The organism is Mycobacterium sp., from assembly GCF_008709575.1.
Lineage (GTDB): Bacteria > Actinomycetota > Actinomycetes > Mycobacteriales > Mycobacteriaceae > Mycobacterium.
In genome coordinates, this window is the sequence record NZ_VYIK01000023.1 from 30,704 (window position 1) to 49,277 (window position 18,574).

The 18,574-nt window shown below is 67.9% G+C and carries 18 protein-coding genes; 10 read left to right on the forward strand and 8 right to left on the reverse strand.

What is annotated here, in order from left to right:
* Positions 1 to 4 precede the first annotated feature (4 nt).
* From rnpA to F6Q13_RS07305, 8 genes are all read left to right on the forward strand, one after another.
* Complete coding sequence (gene rnpA / locus F6Q13_RS07270; protein WP_293054546.1) at positions 5 to 358, forward strand: ribonuclease P protein component; 354 nt, start codon at positions 5 to 7, stop codon at positions 356 to 358.
* Between the two features lie 65 nt (positions 359 to 423).
* Positions 424 to 699, forward strand: a complete 276-nt coding sequence (yidD, locus tag F6Q13_RS07275) for a membrane protein insertion efficiency factor YidD (RefSeq protein WP_293054589.1) — start codon at positions 424 to 426, stop codon at positions 697 to 699.
* The gene (yidC, locus tag F6Q13_RS07280; protein ID WP_293054590.1) at positions 692 to 1,768 is read left to right on the forward strand and encodes a membrane protein insertase YidC; all 1,077 of its coding nucleotides are present in this window, start codon (positions 692 to 694) and stop codon (positions 1,766 to 1,768) included. Before yidD ends, yidC begins: the two co-directional genes overlap by 8 nt.
* A gap of 91 nt (positions 1,769 to 1,859) precedes the next feature.
* Positions 1,860 to 2,435 carry a R3H domain-containing nucleic acid-binding protein gene (locus F6Q13_RS07285; protein ID WP_293054549.1) on the forward strand — a complete coding sequence of 192 codons (576 nt, stop codon included), beginning with the start codon at positions 1,860 to 1,862 and terminating at the stop codon, positions 2,433 to 2,435.
* A gap of 58 nt (positions 2,436 to 2,493) precedes the next feature.
* A complete protein-coding gene (rsmG, locus tag F6Q13_RS07290; RefSeq protein ID WP_293054552.1) occupies positions 2,494 to 3,201 on the forward strand; it encodes a 16S rRNA (guanine(527)-N(7))-methyltransferase RsmG in 708 nt (235 codons plus the stop codon).
* Complete coding sequence (locus tag F6Q13_RS07295) at positions 3,198 to 4,166, forward strand: ParA family protein (RefSeq protein ID WP_293054555.1); 969 nt, start codon at positions 3,198 to 3,200, stop codon at positions 4,164 to 4,166. The genes rsmG and F6Q13_RS07295 overlap by 4 nt, the downstream gene beginning before the upstream one ends.
* On the forward strand, positions 4,163 to 5,149 hold the full coding sequence (locus F6Q13_RS07300) for a ParB/RepB/Spo0J family partition protein (RefSeq protein WP_293054557.1): 987 nt from the start codon (positions 4,163 to 4,165) through the stop codon (positions 5,147 to 5,149). Before F6Q13_RS07295 ends, F6Q13_RS07300 begins: the two co-directional genes overlap by 4 nt.
* 182 nt (positions 5,150 to 5,331) lie before the next feature.
* Positions 5,332 to 6,063, forward strand: coding sequence for an acetyltransferase (locus F6Q13_RS07305; RefSeq protein ID WP_293054560.1), 732 nt, complete (start codon positions 5,332 to 5,334; stop codon positions 6,061 to 6,063).
* Here F6Q13_RS07305 and F6Q13_RS07310 read toward each other — a convergent pair.
* From F6Q13_RS07310 to F6Q13_RS07335, 6 genes are all read right to left on the reverse strand, one after another.
* Positions 6,050 to 7,270 carry an N-acetylmuramoyl-L-alanine amidase gene (locus tag F6Q13_RS07310; protein WP_293054563.1) on the reverse strand — a complete coding sequence of 407 codons (1,221 nt, stop codon included), beginning with the start codon at positions 7,268 to 7,270 and terminating at the stop codon, positions 6,050 to 6,052. The two genes, F6Q13_RS07305 and F6Q13_RS07310, sit on opposite strands and share 14 nt — an antisense overlap.
* A gap of 128 nt (positions 7,271 to 7,398) precedes the next feature.
* Positions 7,399 to 8,037 carry a hypothetical protein gene (locus F6Q13_RS07315; RefSeq protein WP_293054566.1) on the reverse strand — a complete coding sequence of 213 codons (639 nt, stop codon included), beginning with the start codon at positions 8,035 to 8,037 and terminating at the stop codon, positions 7,399 to 7,401.
* Positions 8,038 to 8,080: 43 nt separating this feature from the next.
* Positions 8,081 to 8,656, reverse strand: coding sequence for an RNA polymerase sigma factor SigM (gene sigM, locus F6Q13_RS07320; RefSeq protein ID WP_293054568.1), 576 nt, complete (start codon positions 8,654 to 8,656; stop codon positions 8,081 to 8,083).
* 155 nt (positions 8,657 to 8,811) lie between these two features.
* A complete protein-coding gene (gene murJ / locus F6Q13_RS07325) occupies positions 8,812 to 12,342 on the reverse strand; it encodes a murein biosynthesis integral membrane protein MurJ (RefSeq protein WP_293054571.1) in 3,531 nt (1,176 codons plus the stop codon).
* Complete coding sequence (locus F6Q13_RS07330) at positions 12,339 to 14,738, reverse strand: hypothetical protein (protein ID WP_293054573.1); 2,400 nt, start codon at positions 14,736 to 14,738, stop codon at positions 12,339 to 12,341. Before F6Q13_RS07330 ends, murJ begins: the two co-directional genes overlap by 4 nt.
* A complete protein-coding gene (locus tag F6Q13_RS07335; protein WP_293054575.1) occupies positions 14,735 to 15,484 on the reverse strand; it encodes an NUDIX hydrolase in 750 nt (249 codons plus the stop codon). The genes F6Q13_RS07330 and F6Q13_RS07335 overlap by 4 nt, the downstream gene beginning before the upstream one ends.
* Before the next feature lie 133 nt (positions 15,485 to 15,617).
* On the opposite strand from F6Q13_RS07335, the gene F6Q13_RS07340 reads away from it, so the two are divergent.
* Positions 15,618 to 17,060, forward strand: coding sequence for a CCA tRNA nucleotidyltransferase (locus F6Q13_RS07340; protein WP_293054577.1), 1,443 nt, complete (start codon positions 15,618 to 15,620; stop codon positions 17,058 to 17,060).
* A gap of 23 nt (positions 17,061 to 17,083) precedes the next feature.
* Positions 17,084 to 17,599: a pullulanase gene (locus tag F6Q13_RS07345; protein ID WP_293054592.1), complete on the forward strand. Its 516-nt coding sequence runs from the start codon at positions 17,084 to 17,086 to the stop codon at positions 17,597 to 17,599.
* Positions 17,600 to 17,640: 41 nt separating this feature from the next.
* Here F6Q13_RS07345 and F6Q13_RS07350 read toward each other — a convergent pair whose 3' ends face one another.
* Together F6Q13_RS07350 and F6Q13_RS07355 are read right to left on the reverse strand one after the other, a co-directional pair.
* A complete protein-coding gene (locus F6Q13_RS07350) occupies positions 17,641 to 18,078 on the reverse strand; it encodes a hypothetical protein (RefSeq protein WP_293054579.1) in 438 nt (145 codons plus the stop codon).
* On the reverse strand, positions 18,075 to 18,512 hold the full coding sequence (locus F6Q13_RS07355) for a PE-PPE domain-containing protein (RefSeq protein WP_293054581.1): 438 nt from the start codon (positions 18,510 to 18,512) through the stop codon (positions 18,075 to 18,077). The genes F6Q13_RS07350 and F6Q13_RS07355 overlap by 4 nt, the downstream gene beginning before the upstream one ends.
* Positions 18,513 to 18,574 lie beyond the last annotated feature (62 nt).

An 18,574-nucleotide genomic window follows, 5' to 3' on the forward strand; every position in this document is an offset into this window, starting at 1 on the left:
AACGGTGCTTCCCGCACAAAACCGCATGACGCGGTCGGCGGATTTCGAGGCGACGATTGCCCATGGTGCGCGGGTGACACAGCCGGATTTGGTGATGTACCTGTGGCGGGGACAGCCGATGTCACCGCCCAAGGTGGGCTTGGTTGTGGCGAAATCGGTGGGCGGAGCGGTGCAGCGGCACCGGGTGGCGCGGCGGCTGCGGCACGTGGCACGGGGTTTGCTGGCGCAATTGGATGCATCCGATCTGCTGGTGATCCGGGCGCTGCCGCATAGCTGCACCGCGACGTCGGGTGAGCTGGACGAACAGTTACGCGCCGGGTTACAGCGGATTCGGCAGTTGTCGGGACGTGCGCGGTGAGTCCAGCCCGAGGATCGACGCCGCGGGGGTGGTTCTGCGACGTCGGTCGGGTGGTCGCGCGCGGCATGATTTTTCTGATTCGGTTGTATCAAAACACGGTATCGCCTCTGCGATTGCCTAGTTGCCGGTTCACTCCGACTTGTAGTCAGTATGCGGTGGACGCGCTGAGCGAATACGGGTTGTTGCGGGGAAGTGGGCTGTCGGTGGTTCGTCTGGTCAAGTGCGGGCCGTGGCATCGGGGAGGATGGGATCCGATACCGGATCGGCGGGAGGGCAGAGCCGCAAGCGGTGCCGGCGTCTCGGGGTCCCGCGCACAACGAGGGGACGCGTCCGTTGTTTAACTGGTTCAGCCTGGATTTTGTCTACTATCCGGTGTCGGCCATTATGTGGCTGTGGTACAAGGCATTTGCCCTGATACTGGGTCCGACGAACTTCTTTGCGTGGGCGCTGTCGGTGATGTTTTTGGTCTTCACGCTTCGGGCCCTGCTGTATAAGCCGTTCGTCCGTCAGATCCAGACCACGCGCCAAATGCAGGAGTTACAGCCGCAGATTAAGGCGCTGCAGAAAAAATACGGCAAGGACCGCCAGCGGATGGCGCTGGAGATGCAGAAACTGCAGCGTGAGCACGGTTTCAACCCGATCTTGGGGTGCCTGCCGATGTTGGCGCAGATCCCGGTGTTTTTGGGCCTCTATCACGTGTTGAGGTCGTTCAATAGAACCCAGGGCGGATTCGGACAACCGCATCTTTCGGTCGCGCAAAACCGGGCGACCGGTAATTACGTGTTCAGCCCCACCGACGTAGCGCACTTTCTGGATGCGAATCTGTTCGGCGCCCCGATCGGCGCGACGATGACGCAACGGACTGGTATCGAGGCGTTCACCGACTACGGGGCGTTCAGCCGCCCCGCGGTGATTGCCGTCGGTGTGCCGGTGATGATCATGGCGGGGATCGCGACCTACTTCAACAGCCGTGCCTCGATCGCGCGGCAAAGTCCGGAGGCTGCCGCAAATCCCCAGACGGCGATGATGAACAAGCTCGCCTTGTATGTGTTTCCGCTGGGCGTGGTGGTCGGAGGCCCTTTCCTGCCGTTAGCGATCATCTTGTATTGGTTTTCCAACAACATCTGGACCTTTGGCCAACAGCACTATGTGTTCGGCATGATCGAGAAACAGGAAGAGGCGAAAAAGCGCGAGATGCAGCAGCGACGGGCGGCCAACGCTCCGGCACCCGGCGCTAAACCGCAGCGGCCGGGCAGGGGCACGTCGCGGGCCGAAATCCACGACGGTCCGGTGGACGAGGCGACGGGGTGGAGAACTCGAGCGGGTAAAAGGATCGAACCGACTCGCGACGGTAATGCGGCGAACCGCACCCCGCGGGCGGGGACGAAACCGAAAAGGCGCAAGCGGTAATGGTGGGTGCAGCCGACGGCGGCGGCTGCCGGGCCGGGCGGCCTCCGTCGAAGCGGCGGTTCCCGCGGGATGTGAAGAGGAAGAGGCAACGATGACCGATGCTGAAATGAGCCAGCGCGAGTCGGCCGACGGCCGAGCTGCCGAAGTCGCGCAGAACGCGATGACGCCGGCCGCCGAAGGCGACACCGACTCCGAAGAGCGGTTGGTGGTCGAAGGAGAGATCGCGGGCGACTATCTGGAAGAGCTGCTCGACCTGCTCGACTTCGACGGCGACATCGACCTCGACGTCGAAGGTAACCGTGCGGTGGTCAGCATTGACGGCAGCGAGGATTTGACGAAGCTGGTCGGCCGCAGGGGCGAAGTACTTGACGCGCTGCAGGAACTGACCCGGCTGGCCGTGCACCAGAAGACCGGTTCGCGCAGCCGGTTGATGCTCGACATTGCCAGCTGGCGGCGTCGGCGTCGGGAGGAGCTCGCCGCGCTCGGAGACAAGGTCGCGCGCCGCGTGCTGGAAACCGGGGAGCGCGAAGAGCTGGCACCGATGACGCCGTTCGAACGCAAGATCGTGCACGACGCGGTCGCGGCGGTGCGGGGGGTGCGTAGCGAGAGCGAGGGCGCCGAGCCGGACCGCCGGGTCGTCGTGTCACGGGATGCGGGGGCAGGCTGAGTTACATCTGTGTAGTTCGGCTTCGTCGAGGCCCCAAGGCCGGTGGGCGCGGGAGAGAATGTTTCACGTGAAACAAGGGTTGGCGCCACCGGACTGCGCGAGCGCGGTCTTCGGACGCGGGCTGGACCGGGCTGTGCGCTATGCCGAGCTGCTCGCCGGGCCCGGCGTGGCACAGGGTCTACTTGGCCCGCGCGAAGCGAACCGTATCTGGGATCGGCACCTATTGAATAGTGCGGTAGTCGCCGAGCTCCTGCAGCCGGGGGAACGGGTGGTCGACATCGGAAGTGGCGCCGGCCTGCCCGGGTTGCCACTGGCCATCGCCCGTCCCGACCTGGAGATGGTGTGCGTGGAGCCGATGCTGCGGCGGACGGCGTTTCTCGCGGCCATCGTGGCCGATCTGGAGCTCGACGTCGCTGTCGTCCGCGCACGAGCCGAGGATCCCATGCTTCCCGACCGGATCGGGGAGCGGGACTGCGCCGTGTCGCGGGCTGTCGCGGCGCTCGACAAGCTGACCCGCTGGAGCGTGCCGCTCCTGAGACCGGGTGGACGGATGGTGGCGATCAAAGGTGAGCGCGCATCCATAGAAGTGCGTGAGCATCGGCGTGGGATGGCTGCGATGGGTGCAGTGGGTGTCAAGGTGATGGAGTGTGGCGTGAACTACGTGGATCCGCCCGCACGGGTCGTGGTGGCCCGGCGAGCGCTGGGACCGCGAGACGGGCGCCGAACGGGACACAAGTCCAGACGGGGCAACGAGGAGACGCCATGAAGAGGGACCGGCCTGGGGACACTGGCTCCGGTGAGTTGTGCGCACCGCACGTTTCACGTGAAACATCGGCGGAATATGACACGCCGATCGGAGCCGCCGCCGAGCGCGCGATGCGGGTGCTACACACCGTGCACGAGCGACTACCCCGTCCCGCACGCTGCCGGCTCTTCACCATCGCCAACCAAAAAGGTGGTGTGGGAAAGACCACGACGGCGGTGAACCTCGCAGCGGCACTGGCGATTCAGGGTCTCAAGACCCTGGTGATCGACGTGGACCCACAGGGTAATGCGAGTACCGCGCTCGGCATCGCCGAACGGCACTCGGGGATGCCCTCCTCCTACGAGGTGTTGCTGGGAGAGATCCCGTTGCGCGCTGCGATCCGGCAAAGCCCGCACAGCGAGCGCCTGTTCTGCGTTCCCGCGACGATCGACCTGGCGGGGGCGGAAATCGAATTGGTCAGCATGGTAGCCCGGGAAAACCGGTTGCGGACCGCGCTGGCCGAATTGGAGCACTGCGACTTCGACTACGTTTTCATCGACTGCCCGCCCTCGCTGGGTCTGCTGACCATTAACGCACTGGTTGCCGCGCCTGAGGTACTGATCCCGATCCAGTGCGAGTATTACGCGCTGGAAGGAGTATCGCAGTTGATGAACAACATCGAGATGGTGAAGGCACATCTGAACCCCCAACTCGAGGTGACCACCGTCGTGCTGACCATGTATGACGGCCGAACGAAGCTGGCGGATCAGGTCGCCGCGGAGGTGCGGCGCCATTTCGGACGCAAGGTTTTACACACCGTCATCCCGCGTAGCGTCAAGGTCTCTGAAGCGCCTGGTTACAGCATGACGATCATCGATTACGATCCCGGCTCGCGCGGGGCCATGAGCTATCTGGACGCCAGCCGCGAACTCGCCGCCCGCGAGCGATCAATCGGGCAGTCAACACCGGCGAAGGGACAACCATGACACCACCGGTCCGCAAACGAGGCGGTCTCGGCCGCGGATTGGCGTCGCTGATTCCGACGGGGCCCTCCGAAGCCGGGCCGGGAGCGACCGACCTTAGCCCGGGGATGGGCCAAGCTGCTGCCGACGTGGTGCTCGGCGGCTCAGCGGCGCCGGGGTCCGCCGGCATCGGCGCGGTCTATCGGGAGATCGACCCGGCCGCAATCGAACCGAATCCGCGTCAGCCGCGGCAAGTCTTCGACGACGAAGCGATGGCCGAACTCGTGCATTCGATCCGCGAATTCGGTCTCATGCAGCCCATCGTGGTCCGGATGCTCGGCGGATCGGGTCAAGCCCAGCGCTACCAACTCGTGATGGGGGAGCGACGCTGGCGCGCCGCCCAACAGGCCGGACTCACAGCGATCCCGGCAATCGTGCGCGAGACCGGTGACGACAACTTGCTTCGCGATGCGCTGCTGGAGAACATCCACCGTGTGCAGTTGAACCCCTTGGAAGAGGCGGCGGCCTATCAACAGCTGCTCGATGAGTTCGGCGTCACCCACGATGAACTGGCTGCCCGGATCGGCCGGTCCCGACCGCTGATCACGAACATGATCCGGTTGCTGCGGCTGCCGATCGCCGTCCAGCGCCGCGTCGCGGCGGGCGTGCTGTCCGCCGGTCACGCCCGGGCCCTGCTGTCGCTGGAGGGTGGCCCCGAGGCCCAGGAAGAACTGGCCGCCCGGATTGTCGCCGAGGGATTGTCGGTGCGGGCCACCGAAGAAGCCGTCACTTTGGCCAACCGCGGGGACGCGGCAAAGCCGGCACCACCGCGGCGCAAACCGATCCAGATGCCCGGTCTGCAGGACGTTGCCGAACGACTCTCCAGCGTTTTCGACACCCGGGTCACCGTCAGCGTCGGCAAACGCAAAGGCAAGATCGTCGTGGAATTCGGTTCGGTGGACGATCTGCAACGCATCGTCGGTCTGATGAGCTCGCCGAAACCCTGAACCTGGCGCTGGCTGCTCCGAGCGGGACTGGCCGCACGGCGGGGAGTCTCTTATCCTTAGCTGTTAGCGCATATCAGCCGGCCAATGCCGCGACGTGCGGGCTGCCGCAGGGAGCGCCCGATCGCTTAAGCCGGGCGATTGGCGGGGAGACCAGGAACCATAGACAGCCGCGGGAGTCTAGTGTGTCGGCACGAATCGCACCGCTGCGGCTCGAAGACTTCGAGCGACTTCCCAAGCACGCACGCCGATGCGTGTTCTGGGAAGTCGATCCTGCGACCCTCGGCCGGGAGGCTCACCTCGCGGACCCGGAGTTCGATAAGGAAGCCTGGCTCTCGATGGTGATGCTGGAATGGGGCTCGTGCGGGCAGGTGGCCATTGCAGATCCCGCGGAGTGCGGCTCCGGCGAACCGCAATATATGGGTTACGCGTTCTATGCTCCACCGCGGACGGTGCCGCGGGCTCGGCGATTTCCCACCGCGCCGGTGTCCGCCGACGCGGTGCTGCTGACCTCGCTGAGAGTTGAGTCGGGCGATGAAGCCGACAACCTGTCCTATGACCTCATCGCCCGGGTGGTCGACGAATTGGTCCGCCGGGGAGTCCGGGCACTGGAGGCGTTCGGGCGCACGCCCGAGGTTGCCGATCTGCTCGATCCGGCGACCGTGGGCCCCGATACCCGTCCGGTACTGGAAGCACTCGGCGACTGTTCGATCAACCACTGTGTGATTGCCGCGGACTTTCTGACCGACGTGGGATTTGTGGTGGTGGCCCCGCACCGCTATTTCCCTCGGTTGCGACTCGAGCTGGATAAGGGTTTGGGCTGGAAGGCCGAGGTCGAAGCCGCCCTGGAGCGATTGCTGCAGGACGCCCAGCTGCAACAGCCGGTGGCCGCGGGCGGACCATTTACGAACCGCTGACTCGACCGGCCTGTTCCACCGACAGCTCGTGGGCGAGAAGTTCGGCGAAGGTGAAAGTTCCTGTGGGCCGGTCGTTTTTACCAAGCAGATACAGCCGCTTGACCGCGGCGAGAATACCTTCGGCGATGGCGTCCCGAATCTGGGCCGTGACCAGCATTGCGCGGTCGCCGGGATTGGTGATGTAACCGATATCGATCTGGACGGTCGGCATCCGGGTCAGTCGAAGGATGTCCCAGGTGCGGCCGTGAGTTCGGCAATCGCGTAAGCCCGTGCGCGCCACCACTTCTCGCTGAATGAAGTCCGCCAGATTGCGGCCAATGGTCGATACCGAGCCATGTGAATTACCGAAGTGGAACGAGGCCACGCCATTGGGTGACGGACTGGCCTGAGTGGCGCAGCGCAGGCTGATCATTAAATCGGCACCCACGGAGTTGGCCGCCGCGGCACGTTCGGCATCCGACGGACTCCGGCTGTGCGGCCGAGACAGGAAGGTCTCCATGCCGATCGCGGCCATCCGGCCTTCGAGCCGACTCGCCAGGTCCCACAGGATGTCTGCTTCGCTGATCGGCCCGGCGGCATCGTGCGTGATCAGGCCGTGGTCTGCACCGCCGCGACCGGGATCGATGATGATCCGCTTGCCGGACAGCTTCGGACCGGACCGGCGCACCAGCTCTTCCTCGCGGAGTGCGTGCGGAGACCCGCCGCTTACCCGTGCACTCAGAAAGTACAAGGAGCGCAACGTTTCCGGGCCACAGATGCCGTCGGCGTAGAGCCCGTACTCGCGTTGGTAGGACATCAGCGCGTTATGGGTCTGCAAGCCGAAATAGCCGTCGACCAAACCGGTGTAGAAGCCGAGGTCTTGCAGCCTGGCCTGCAACGTGGCGACGTCGTCGCCGTACATGGGGGCACCGAATTGGTGATGCAGCGTGCGCGCGCCCAGTCGGTACGACGCTTCTTTCAGCGCGCGATAAGTGGCCTCGCCGACGACACCGTCGACCAACAGGCCGCGATGCTGCTGGAAAGCCCGCACTGCCCGATCGAGTTGCTCGTCGAACACGTCAGCGGCGACGTGTTTTCCGGTACTGAGATCATCGTCGGGGCTACTCAGATGGCCCAGTGCGACTAGCGCAGCCCGAATTTCCGCAACCGCTGCATTGCGGTCACCGCAGCGCAGCGCGTCGCTGGCACGAGGGTGCGGCGTCGACATTCCAGGGCCTCCGGTGAGCCGGTATGCAAAGACCTGCCAATGCTTGACAGGCTTGCCGGTATTGTCGCAGATCCACGCCGATTTCAGGAAAAGACCAGGCGATCGCCGGGGGCCTGCGCCGCGCCGGTTCAGCACCCGGTCGCTGCCACGCCAGCCGGAGCCGGCTGGGGCCGGCCGGCTGCCGGGGCGCGCTCCGGACGTCGGAGGTGCCGGCTGGCCAGCAACCCGGTGTCGGCGGAGTTGCACGTCGCTGCCACGAACAGCGCCGCCAGCGTGTCCGGTGTGTCGTCCGGCAGTACCAGCAGCACTCCCGGCCGGCCGGCGATCTGCACAGGCCGGGCACCGAGCACCCGGGCGCTCGCCGGGTAGCCCAGGCCCGCCAGGCAGGACGCCCGCCGCTGCGGATCCTGCAGCGGGCCGTAGTCGGGTTCGAGGGCGAGCAAGTCCAGGATCTGGGGGTCCGACAGCGGAATCACCAGAGGTGCGGGCGAGACCGTGACGTGCCGCACGGTGGTCGGTTCGCTGGGTGTCGAGGTGGGCGCGCCGATGAGCGCCGTGGCTCCGAGACCGGCGGCGGCGACGGCCGCGAGCAGCCCGGCCACGGCGCCGATCACTCGGGCCGGGTTGACTCCCGGTGTCACCGCGTGGGCAGCGGAGTCCAACCCGGCCTGCGGGGATCCCGCCGGATTCAGCCCTGCCCGCAGGTCGGCGAGCACAGCGTTGTCCGGCTCGCGGTGATTACCGGGATCACTGCCAACGACACCCATCTGCTTTAGTGTGCGCTATCGGCGGGGCGGCGCGATGACCGGCTCAAGCTGGGTGGGCGGAGGACCTGTCGGTGTCCAGGTAGGCCAACACCGTGGCCAGTCGAGCTCGGGCACGGGCACAGCGACTCTTGACGGTGCCCTCGGCCACACCCAGCATCCGCGCGGTGTCGGCGATCGAATAGCCGTGCATGTCGACGGCCACCACAGCTGCGCGTTGTTCGACCGGCAGGCGCAGCAGCGCCCGTTGCACCGCCAAGGCGGTTTCGACCTGGCTGGTCCGATCGGCGACCGGATAGCTGTCCTCGAGGGCAACGGTGGCGTGGGTTTTGTTGCGGCGCATCCGGTCCAGGCAGGCGTTGACCACGATACGGTAGAGCCAACTGGTGACCGCGGCGTCGTGTCGGAAAGACGCGGCCGCGCGGTGCGCCGCGAGCATCGCATCCTGGAGTGCGTCGGCCGCATCCTCGGGGTTGCGGGTGGTGGATCGGGCGAGTCGGTGTAGGGCGCGGTGATGGCGGTAAAACAATTCCTCGAAGGCGTAACGGTCCCCGGCAACATGCGCCACCAGCAGTTCGGCGTCGCTGCGCTGGTGGTGTCGCACCCGGACCCGGAATCCCACGGCCGGACAGTAACCAATCTCGCCGGGCCGGTCACTTCACCGTCACAACGGATGTTGGTCGTTGTTGGCCACCTGTGCACTAGCTGGCAACCGTGACGCTGGCGTCAGGCTCGCCGCGCGTCGTCGAGGTGCCGGCGCGTCGCGGCCGACCCGCCTCAGGCGGCGGCTGTGACGGTGACGTCGGAGATCGCGGTGCGGCTCTTGCCGTCGATCGTTCCCAGCGTCGAGATCCACACCAGCAGGTTCGACGTCGGCGACGAGGCATGAACCGGGATGGCATTGTGGCCCGGATGCATCAAGATCGGTTGAGTCAGCGCAGTGGTGTCTTCGAGTTTCGCCGGAGTCGGCGTGGGCGATGACCGGATCTGGATCTTCGTGCCGGTACTGGGCAGGTCGACTGTCACGGCGCTCACCATGGTGGGTTTGGGGAGCTGCAGCAGCAGTCCGACCCCGCTCTTGAAGCCGGGGAAGGGAACGGCGTCGCTGTAGGTGTCGGTCTCCCAGGCGGTGGCCGGATTCCCGTCGATCGCCAGGCCGGCCTGGCCGGGGTTGTCGGCATCACCGCCGGGGGAGAAGACGGTAGCCCGCAGGGGTCTGACGATGCTGCCCGGTAGGGCTGCGCCGCCGGCCCGGGTCGTGCTTGGGGTCGAGGTCGACGGCGCGTTCAGGCCGAGCCGGTCTTTGTCCAGGCCGGCGCCTAAATCGCCGAATATCCGACCCAGTACCGACGCCAGCACCAGCAGGGCTACCACGAGCACCGCGACGGCGGCACCGATCCCGATCGCGAGGTTGCGGCGGTGCCGCAGGTAGGGGTTTTCTGTCGCCGATCCGGAGCGGCCGAGCAGCCCGGGTTGCGGCGCATCCTCGGGCGATTCGTCAACCGGCGCCAGCTGGTCGGTGCGGTCGGCCACCGTGGTGGCTTGTTGCAGCAGGTTCAAAAGCGTTGCAGCGCTACGTATTCCGCCGTCAGCTTGAATCGAGCGGGTGGCCGCCGCAGAGATCTGGAAGGGGATGTCCGGGTCGATTAAGCGTGGTTCGACGGGTTGGCCGGACGGATCCCGCTCGGCAGGTGCCAGACCGCTGCGCACTCCGCTCGTCTCGGGTAGCGGCCACCGGTTGACCAGCAGGGCATAGAGCGCCGCACCGATTCCGCGGATGTCGGCCTCCGGGGTAGCGTCGGGCATGGTGGCCGGAAACGCCAGCACCACATCACCTTCGATGCTCACCCGTATCCGGCTGGGGTGGTCTGCGGAGAGCGCCGCACCGGCGCGGTGGGCGGCCTCGGCGGCGGCGGCCAGGGTGTGCATCGCACGGGCGGCGCCGATCGGGGAGGGGCACGTATTAGCCACCTCCTGCAACGAACCGCCCCGGATCCACTCGGCGACCACCAGCCCGCCGTAGCCCGTCCGCACGACGTCGAGAATCCTGGCGATGCCGGGCTTGTCGATGTGGCTGAGCCGGAGCGTGCGAGAGAGGATCTCCTGCAGCTCGTCGGGGGACAAGTCGCCGTCTGGGTCGACGAAGGTCAGCGCCACCTGCCGATCGAGGGCGGTGTCCAACGCCTGCCAGAACCGAAGGTGCGGCGCCCCGCCATGAAAGACCAACAGCCGGTAGCGCCCGTTGGCGATGCTGGCGCCCGGAACCAGCTGGATGTCTTCGGCTGGGTGGCGCGAAGCTGAGTGCGGTGGGGGATCAACGGCCCGCCGCCGGGGCGGGGCGGGGTCCGACGCGGTTTCGGACACCGCGCCGTCCCGAGTGCCGTCCGTCACCTCCGGTCCTTTCCCTGTGTTAGTCCCTGTGTGAGTCCCTGTGTGAGTCCCTTTGCGGGCTTCGACTATTTGCTCCATCGGCCCGGGCCGGACCGGCGCGTGAAGCGGATATCTGCCCGGAGCCCGCGACTTCCTGGGTTCAGGGTACGGGACGAGGTCGTACCCGGGCGGGCGATCACACCGCGCAGTCGTGCCCGCGGTCGGTTTGCTGGTCCTACACACAGCGACGAGCCGGCCCCGGACCGCGACCAGGGCCGCACGTGCCTCGGGAACCCCGGCACGCAGCATTATCGCGGCCATGATCGGCGCCATGATCACCGCGAGCACCGCCAGCCGCACCAGTGATCCGGTGGCCCCGCGGTGGACCGTGAGCACGTCCAGACCCAGCAGCCGATCCGCAGCGTGTGCCACCATCGCAGCCACCAGCGCCGCGGCCAGTGCCACCAGGATCGTGCGGACGTCGGCCGCGCCGACCAGGTGACCGCCGGGTGGGCGCAGCGCGTTGCGCAACAGCACGTAGCCGACGATCGCGCCGGCTAAGAACCCCAGCCCGTTAGCCAGTCCCAGATAGCCGGCGACCAGTTCGCGGTTGTTCGCCACCAGCGGCGCGAGCAACGAGGCGATGATCTTGACGGTGGTGATGACGACGATGATGACGATCGGGGTCCAGGGCTGCTCACGAGCGTAGAAGACCCGTAGTTGCAGCAGCACCAGCGCGTAGGGGATCAGCGTGAACGCCGACAATCTGATCGCCGCACCCAGGTAACCGGCGTCGACCTCACCGAAGCGCCCGTAAGCGAACAGCGCGCTGCCGATCGCCGGGCCGCCGACGGTCATGAATGCCACCGTCGGGATCAAGGTGATCATTGTCAGCCGGGTGGCCAGTGACAAGTCGCCCAACACCGCGTCGATGTCGTCGTCGGCGGCGTTGCGGCTCAGCCGCGGCATTACCACCGTCAACACGGTCACCCCGATCATGCCGAACGGGAGCATCAGAACCAGCCATGTGTAGTTGTAGATCGCGGGCCCCGACGCCGCTGCGGTGCTGGCGATCTGGTTGCCCACGACCAAACCGAGCTGGCTGATCAGCACGTAGCACACCATCGCGGCGGCCATCGTGCCAAAGCGTTTGAGCCGTTCGTCGATTCCCCATAACGGGCGCAGGCTGATCCGTTGCCGACGGAGGGCTGCGAGCAGCACCGCGGTCTGCGCGGCCACCCCCAGTGTGGTGCCGATGCCCAGCACCAACAGCTTGGGATCACCCATCCGCACCGGGTCGACGGAGAGCTGACCGGGTACCGCCAGGTAGGCACCCAGCGCCGCGATCGCCACGAGGTTGTTGACGACGGGCGCCCAGGCCGGCGGGCCGAACACGTTGCGGGTGTTCAGAATCGCCATGAATACCGACGACAGCCCGTAGAAGATCACCTGCGGCAGCAGCAGATAGGCGAACGCAGCGGTCAGCGCCGCGTTGACCCGAGGCTCGGGGCCCAGCATCAATCGCACCAGCAGCGGAGCTGCGGCCACCGCCAGCAGCGTGGTCACCAGCAGGAGCGTCGTCGCCAGGGTGACCAGTCGGCGCACAAACGCGGCGCCGCCGTCGGCGTCGTCATGTTCGGCCCGGGCCAGCACCGGCACGAAAATCGCGGTGAACGTCGCCTCCAACACCAGTGCGGCGATGAGGTTGGGCAGCTGGTTGGCCACCGAGAACGCGCTGGACAGCGCCGCGCCCAGGATCGCGGCCAGCAGCACGATTCGGGTGAAACCGGTGAGTCGGCTGACCAGTGTCGCGAACGCCACGCGCCACGAGCGTGACACGACCGCGGCATCGGAAAGCTGGGGCTGGGGCCGCGGCGCCGGTCGGGACCGCGGCGATTGCCCCGGGGGCGGGCCGACCCGGCGCTGGACCCGTCTCATATCCGGTCCTTCTCGCCGGCGAGGTCCTCCACCCGGCTCGGATCGTCGACCGGCACGGTGGGGGCGCGCCGGGGACCCGGATAGGGACGGTCGAGGTCGGCGCGGTCCGGCTGACCGCGAAAGCGGTGCCAAAGCCGGCGTCCGGCCAGCGTCACCAGGACCGCCGCCGCGGTCAGGGTGATCGAGAACAGGACTTTGCCGTAGGCGTTGGAATGCACGGACAGCCGTACCGGCTCACCCAGTGCGACGCCATCCGGGGTGCGCAACGCCACGTCGACGGCGACCCGCTGGGTGAAGTTCACTTCGATCGGCACCCGCAAGGGCAGATAACCGGGTGGGAGCACGATTTCGCCGACGTCGGTCACGGTCATGCCGGGCGGGGCGTCGACGTGCAGCCGCACCCGGATCGGCACCGCGAGCCCGTTGTGCAACGCCAGCGGCAGTGGGCTGTGCTCGGTGGCCAGTGTGTAGGAGCCGCCCGGGTTGACGATCGTCACCGCGCCGAACAGGTCGTCGATGGTGGTGCGGTCGATCTGCAGCTGCGCCTGCGCCCGTTCGTTGCGGATGTCCGGGGGCTCGGATTGGCTCAACGCCCGAAGCATGTCCTCACGCAGCGGCGCGGTGTAGGCGGCACCGGTCAGGCCGGTCCGGGCATCGGTGGTCAACGCCGAGGCCAAGTCGTCCAGCCGGTGCACCGCGACGGCGATCTGGGTGATCACGCTGTCGTCGAAGCGTCCCCGCCCGGCGGGGTCGGCGGGCACGGATTGGGGCGTGCCGGTCACCGCGGCGGCGTCGGCGATGAGCGCCGGCAGCGGTCGGGGCACCGCCAGTCCGGAGCGGACGGCGGCGGCCAGCGTCGAGAGGATCATGCCCGCGTCGTCGGAGTGCGGAGACCAGGTCGGCGGCGGTACCAGGATCTCGGTGCGCGGCCGGACGTCGGGGGTCAAGCCGCGCCACAGCATCGAGCCCAACGCATCCTGGCGGCGGGCGGTGCGGGAACCATCGCGGATTCGCGACGCCAGCGAAGCGTCCAGGTAGGTGGGCGCCACCGGGTCGGTGCCGGCCGCGGCCAGCGCGGCGCTCAGGGACGGGTCGAACGGTGCCTCGACCAGGCCCTCGGACACCCGCATCGGTGTGGTGTCGGCGGTGGCCGGTGATGCGGCCGGCCCGTCGTGCGCGGCCGCGACCACGACCGGGGCGTCGCTGGCGCTCAGCAGATCCACCGTGCGGCGGGTGAGCGAGCCGTCGGCCATCACGGTGGCGCCCCGCACCGAACTGATGCCCAGGATCTGGTCGACGACGTCGCCGGTGGTCCTGGTGGCTGTCGCGCTGAGGTTCGGATCGTCGACGCGTTGTACGGCGTCGAGGTCGGCCTGGGCATACGGAGTCGGCGCCACGCAGATGCGGCGGGCCAGAGCGCGTAACCGCTGCAGCCAACCGGTCGCGGCGGCCTGGCCGATGCCCGGGTGCGTCGGTGTGCCGGGGCCCGCGTTGTCCGGAGAGTCGGCGACGACGTAACCACTGGTCATCGCGTTCACGGTGACCAGCAGGTCCGGGTCCACGGCCAAGCACAGCGAGCGGCCGACGGCGCCGTCCGGGTCGACTTCGCGCCCGGTGGCGAACTCTGCTGCCGACAGCAGGGTGTCCAGCCGGCCGCCGGTGGCCAGCGAGGTGGCCAGCTCGTCGTCGATCAGCCGGACCGGCATTGTTCCGCCCGGTAGGCCGGGAATCAACCGTGGCCGGGCGGCCAGCGGCCACAGCATCGTGAGCTGTACGGGATTGGAGGTGTCGGGGGCCACGACGGAGCCCAGCGCGTCGGCGGAGCGGTCGGCGGGATTGGCCGGTACCCCCATCACCGGGAGCAGGAACCGGGCGTTGTCGAGCCGGGCGGGGTCACCGTAGTCGGGGGTTCCGTTGACGTTGACCAGCAGCGGGTAAACACCGGGACGGTGGATGCCCAGCGACGGTCCGGTGAGCGAGCGCAGTGGAGCCGACAACGTGAACCCGGCCTGCTGACCACGCTGGAGTTCGCCGGCCACCGTGCGGAAGTCGGCGACGGGCTGGTACTGGGTGGTGCCGCCGGTGAGAGTGCCACGCAGCCCTGCCGGCGACTGTACCGGCGCGGCGTGCTCCAGGCGGACCATGACGTCACGGACCGGCCGGTCGCCCACATTGGTGACCGTGCCGGTGACGGTGACGACGGCATCACTGGTGGTGGTGACCACGTCGGGGGTTACTTCGTCGATGCGGGCCTGCACGAACGGCGTGCCGCTGGGTTCGTCGCCGGCGGCCCGCGGCACGGCGGGAAGCGTGAACGCAGCGCCCAGGCCGGCCAGGACGCCGGCCGCTGCGGCGAGGGGCAGCACGACGGCCCGCCGGAGCCGCGAGGCGGTCACGGCGCTGGACCGCGACCGTTCTTTCGGCCCGGCGCAGGTTCATCGAGACGGGCATCCAGACGAGCAGCGTTAGTCCGCGAATGGGTTTGCGGCCGTCGCCGCGGCGCGGACGGGGGCAGCGGGGGCAACGCGGTCGGACCGCCGGCCCGCAGCTTGTCGATCAGCTCGTCGGCCACCTCGGCCAGCCGGCGCTCGTCGGCGTAGGCCAGTCGGGCGGGCAGCTCGTGGATCGGCACCCAGGCGACCGCGGCGACCTCCAGGTCGTCGTCACACAGCTCGCCGCCCGAGCACCGCATCAGGTAGTGATGCACGGTCTTGTGCACCCGCCGCCCGTCGGTGACGAACCAATAGTCGATGCTGCCCAAAGCGGCCAGCACGCTGCCCTGGATGCCGGTCTCCTCGGCGACTTCCCGGATCGCGGTCTGCTCGGCGGTTTCGCCGAGTTCGATGTGGCCTTTGGGCAGCGACCACAAGATCCGGCCACGACGGTCGACCCGACCGATCAGCGCGGCGACCTGATTCTCGCGGGGCCCCTCGATGCCGTTGATCACCAGCCCGCCCGCCGAGGTCTCGTGCACGGTGCGCAGCGCGTTGGGCTCGTGGCGGGCGCCGCGGGAACGGCGCGGCTTTGCCGGGCCGGCGGCTGCGGTGGTGTCGGTGTGGTTTTCCGCCGATTCCCGGGCAGCACGCCGGACCCGGCGCCTGCCCCGGCGCCGACGCGGTTTGGCTTGATCGCCGTCGGACACCTATGCGATATTAGCTGGCACGCCTGGGTGTTCCCGGGTGCACTCGCCGGATCGTGCTGGATTGCCCAACCCTGACTGCTTGGCGGGCCTTGGGTGCGCCGCGCGGTGGTGCGCCGGACTAGGCTCATCGAACGTGCCCGAAACCGCCCAGGACGCCGATCTGCTGACCGCGGCCGCCGTGGCGCTCAACAGGTATGCCGGCCTGTTGCGCGAACTCGGCTCGCTGTTCGCCGCGGCCGGCCACCAGCTGTACCTGGTGGGCGGATCGGTGCGGGACGCGCTGTTGGGGCGGCTGAGCCCGGATCTGGACTTCGCCACCGATGCCCGCCCGCAGCAGATTCAGACCGTCGTGCGGACCTGGGCCGACGCCATGTGGGACACCGGGATCGAGTTCGGCACAGTGGGCGTCGGCAAGGGCGAGCATCGGCTGGAGATCACGACGTTTCGGGCTGACCGCTACGACCGGGTGTCGCGCAAACCCGAGGTGCGCTTCGGGCACCTGCTCGAAGAGGACTTGGTGCGCCGCGATTTCAGCGTGAACGCCATGGCGGTACGGATCACCGCCGCCGGCGCGGGCGAATTCATCGATCCCCTGGGCGGTTTGGCGGCACTGCGCGCCGGGGTTCTGGACACGCCGGCGCCGCCGGCTGAGTCGTTCGGCGACGATCCGCTGCGGATGCTGCGCGCGGCGCGGTTCGTCTCGCAGCTCGGCCTCGCGGTCGCGCCGCGGGTGCGGGCCGCGATCGAGGAGATGGCGCCGGAACTGGCCCGGATCACCCCCGAACGGGTGGCCGCGGAATTGGACAAGCTGCTGCTGGGCAATGATCCCGTCGCCGGGATCGAGCTGCTGGTGAGCACCGGCATGGGTGCGGTGGTGTTGCCCGAGGTCGGCGCCATGCAGATGGCGATCGACGAGCACCACCAGCACAAAGACGTCTACCGGCATTCGCTCACCGTGCTGCGGCAGGCGATCCGACTGGAGGACGAGGGACCGGACCTGGTGTTGCGGTGGGCCGCGTTGCTGCACGACATCGGTAAACCGGCCACCCGCCGCCACGAACCCGACGGCGGGGTGAGCTTTCACCACCACGAGGTCGTCGGCGCCAAGATGGCGCGCAAGCGGTTGCGGGCCCTGAAGTACCCCAGGCAGATGGTCGACGACGTCTCCCAGCTGGTGTATCTGCACCTGCGCTTCCACGGCTACGGCGAGGGCAGGTGGACCGACTCGGCCGTGCGCCGCTACGTCACCGACGCCGGCCCGTTGCTGGGCAGACTGCACAAGTTGGTGCGCGCCGACTGCACCACCCGCAATAGGCGGCGGGCGGCGCTGCTGCAGGCCAACTACGACGACCTCGAGGCCAGGATCGCCGAGCTGGCCGCCCGGGAAGACCTGGCCCGGGTGCGCCCCGATCTGGACGGCAACGAGATCATGGCCCTGCTGGGGATCCCGCCGGGCCCGCAGGTCGGCGAGGCGTGGCGCTACCTCAAAGAACTGCGGCTGGACCGCGGGCCGCTGTCGCGCGAGGAGGCGACTGCCGAGCTGCTGGCCTGGTGGCACGCGCGCGGGAACCGGTAGCGGCGCCGCGGCGTCTCACTGGCATGGACTACTGCCTGGCCACCGGCGAGGGTGCGGCGACGATCTGGACCGCGCAACCCGACCTCGACCTCGATGGCGACGGCCGGTTCGACGCGGTCGGGATGGATTTCGACGGCGACGGCCGGCGCGACGACGCCCTGGCCGACCTGGACGGCGACGGCATTGCCGACCACGCCGTGCTCGATCTCGACCACGACGGGACCCCGGAGACCTCCTTCACCGACGACGGCTCGGGTACCTGGGCGGTGCCGGCCGATCGGGGCGGGCGGCTGCGCTGGTGGGGGCTGGACGGCGCCGAACACACCGGGGGGCCGCTGGTCGACTTCGACGGCGACGGTGCCGCCGACGACCGGCTGTTCGACACCAACGGCGACGGGCTGGCCGACCGGGTGATCGGTCGCGGCGATGGCGGAGTGCGCGGTTACGTCGACACCGACGGTGACGGGCGCTGGGACGTCGAGCTCGTCGACCGCGACGGGGACGGCACCGCGGACGCGGCCAGCAGCCTGCGTGCCTAAACCTAACCTGCAGGCGAAGGCCCTAAACCTCCTCATACCGTTTAGAACAGGCCCGAGAAGTCGGCCGAAATCGCACTGAGCGCATTCGTGATGACGTCGTATTCGAATCCGGCCGCCAGCGTGCCCAGCGCGGTGTTAGCCGCGATCGGCAAGCCGAGGGCGTCCAGCAGGTTTCCGTTGCTCAAGTTGTCGGTGAACAGGGTCAGATCGTAGTCCGGGAGACTGGTGAGCAGGGCATTGACGATGTCGGCAGTCGGCAGCAGCGTGGAATAAGCCGAGGAGGCAGCGCTCGAGAAGGCGTCGACGATGTCGGTGAGCGTCGCCATGGGATTACTGATGTCGGCCGACAATGCACTCATGAGGTCTAACAGGCTGGGCAGCGACGACGATGCGCCCGACGGCAACAACACAGCCGGATTTGCCAGATCGGCCTCGAAGGCTTTGATACCGCTTTCCGTGTCGGTGGCGAGGGTGCTCAAGACGGTTTGCAGGCCGTGCAGGGGTCGACCGCCGAGTCCATCGACCCTGGCAAGAGAGTCGCGGTGGCGATCTGCTCGGCCGTCGGGCCGCTGCCGTCGACGCCGCCGTCGAGATAGGTGTCGTGGATCTCCGCGATACCCAAAAACGCGTTGAGGTCGGACAGGAAGTCGATCGGGTAGCGCGGGAAGTCGGCGTAGCCGTCGTATTCCAGCGTGTAGATCGAGGTGATGTAGTCGTCGGACGGGGTCGCCCCGTCGAAGCTGAACCCCAGGCTCGGCAGGTTCGGCTGCAGGTCGGTTGTCTGACCCGACGTCGTCTCGAAGCCGGCGAAGCGTTCCAGCAGCCCGCCATTGGGGTTGCTGGGGTCACCGATCAGCAGGAAATCCAGACCGGAGTCCGGCTCCGGGATCCCGCTGGGGTCGAGCTGCTGCATTACCAAGCTAGTGTCCCGCGCCGTTAATTCGTTTTATTAATCTTCCAATGGACTCCAGGATC

What these genes read in the sequence shown, in the direction of transcription:
- F6Q13_RS07310 (WP_293054563.1), bottom strand. Translation starts at nt 7,270, where the DNA reads ATGTCGACGCCGCACCCTCGTGCCAGCGACGCGCTGCGCTGCGGTGAC.
- rsmG (WP_293054552.1), top strand. Translation starts at nt 2,494, where the DNA reads ATGTTTCACGTGAAACAAGGGTTGGCGCCACCGGACTGCGCGAGCGCG.
- F6Q13_RS07295 (WP_293054555.1), top strand. Translation starts at nt 3,198, where the DNA reads ATGAAGAGGGACCGGCCTGGGGACACTGGCTCCGGTGAGTTGTGCGCA.
- F6Q13_RS07315 (WP_293054566.1), bottom strand. Translation starts at nt 8,037, where the DNA reads ATGGGTGTCGTTGGCAGTGATCCCGGTAATCACCGCGAGCCGGACAAC.
- F6Q13_RS07285 (WP_293054549.1), top strand. Translation starts at nt 1,860, where the DNA reads ATGACCGATGCTGAAATGAGCCAGCGCGAGTCGGCCGACGGCCGAGCT.
- murJ (WP_293054571.1), bottom strand. Translation starts at nt 12,342, where the DNA reads ATGAGACGGGTCCAGCGCCGGGTCGGCCCGCCCCCGGGGCAATCGCCG.
- F6Q13_RS07355 (WP_293054581.1), bottom strand. Translation starts at nt 18,512, where the DNA reads ATGCAGCAGCTCGACCCCAGCGGGATCCCGGAGCCGGACTCCGGTCTG.
- yidD (WP_293054589.1), top strand. Translation starts at nt 424, where the DNA reads ATGATTTTTCTGATTCGGTTGTATCAAAACACGGTATCGCCTCTGCGA.
- F6Q13_RS07300 (WP_293054557.1), top strand. Translation starts at nt 4,163, where the DNA reads ATGACACCACCGGTCCGCAAACGAGGCGGTCTCGGCCGCGGATTGGCG.
- F6Q13_RS07345 (WP_293054592.1), top strand. Translation starts at nt 17,084, where the DNA reads ATGGACTACTGCCTGGCCACCGGCGAGGGTGCGGCGACGATCTGGACC.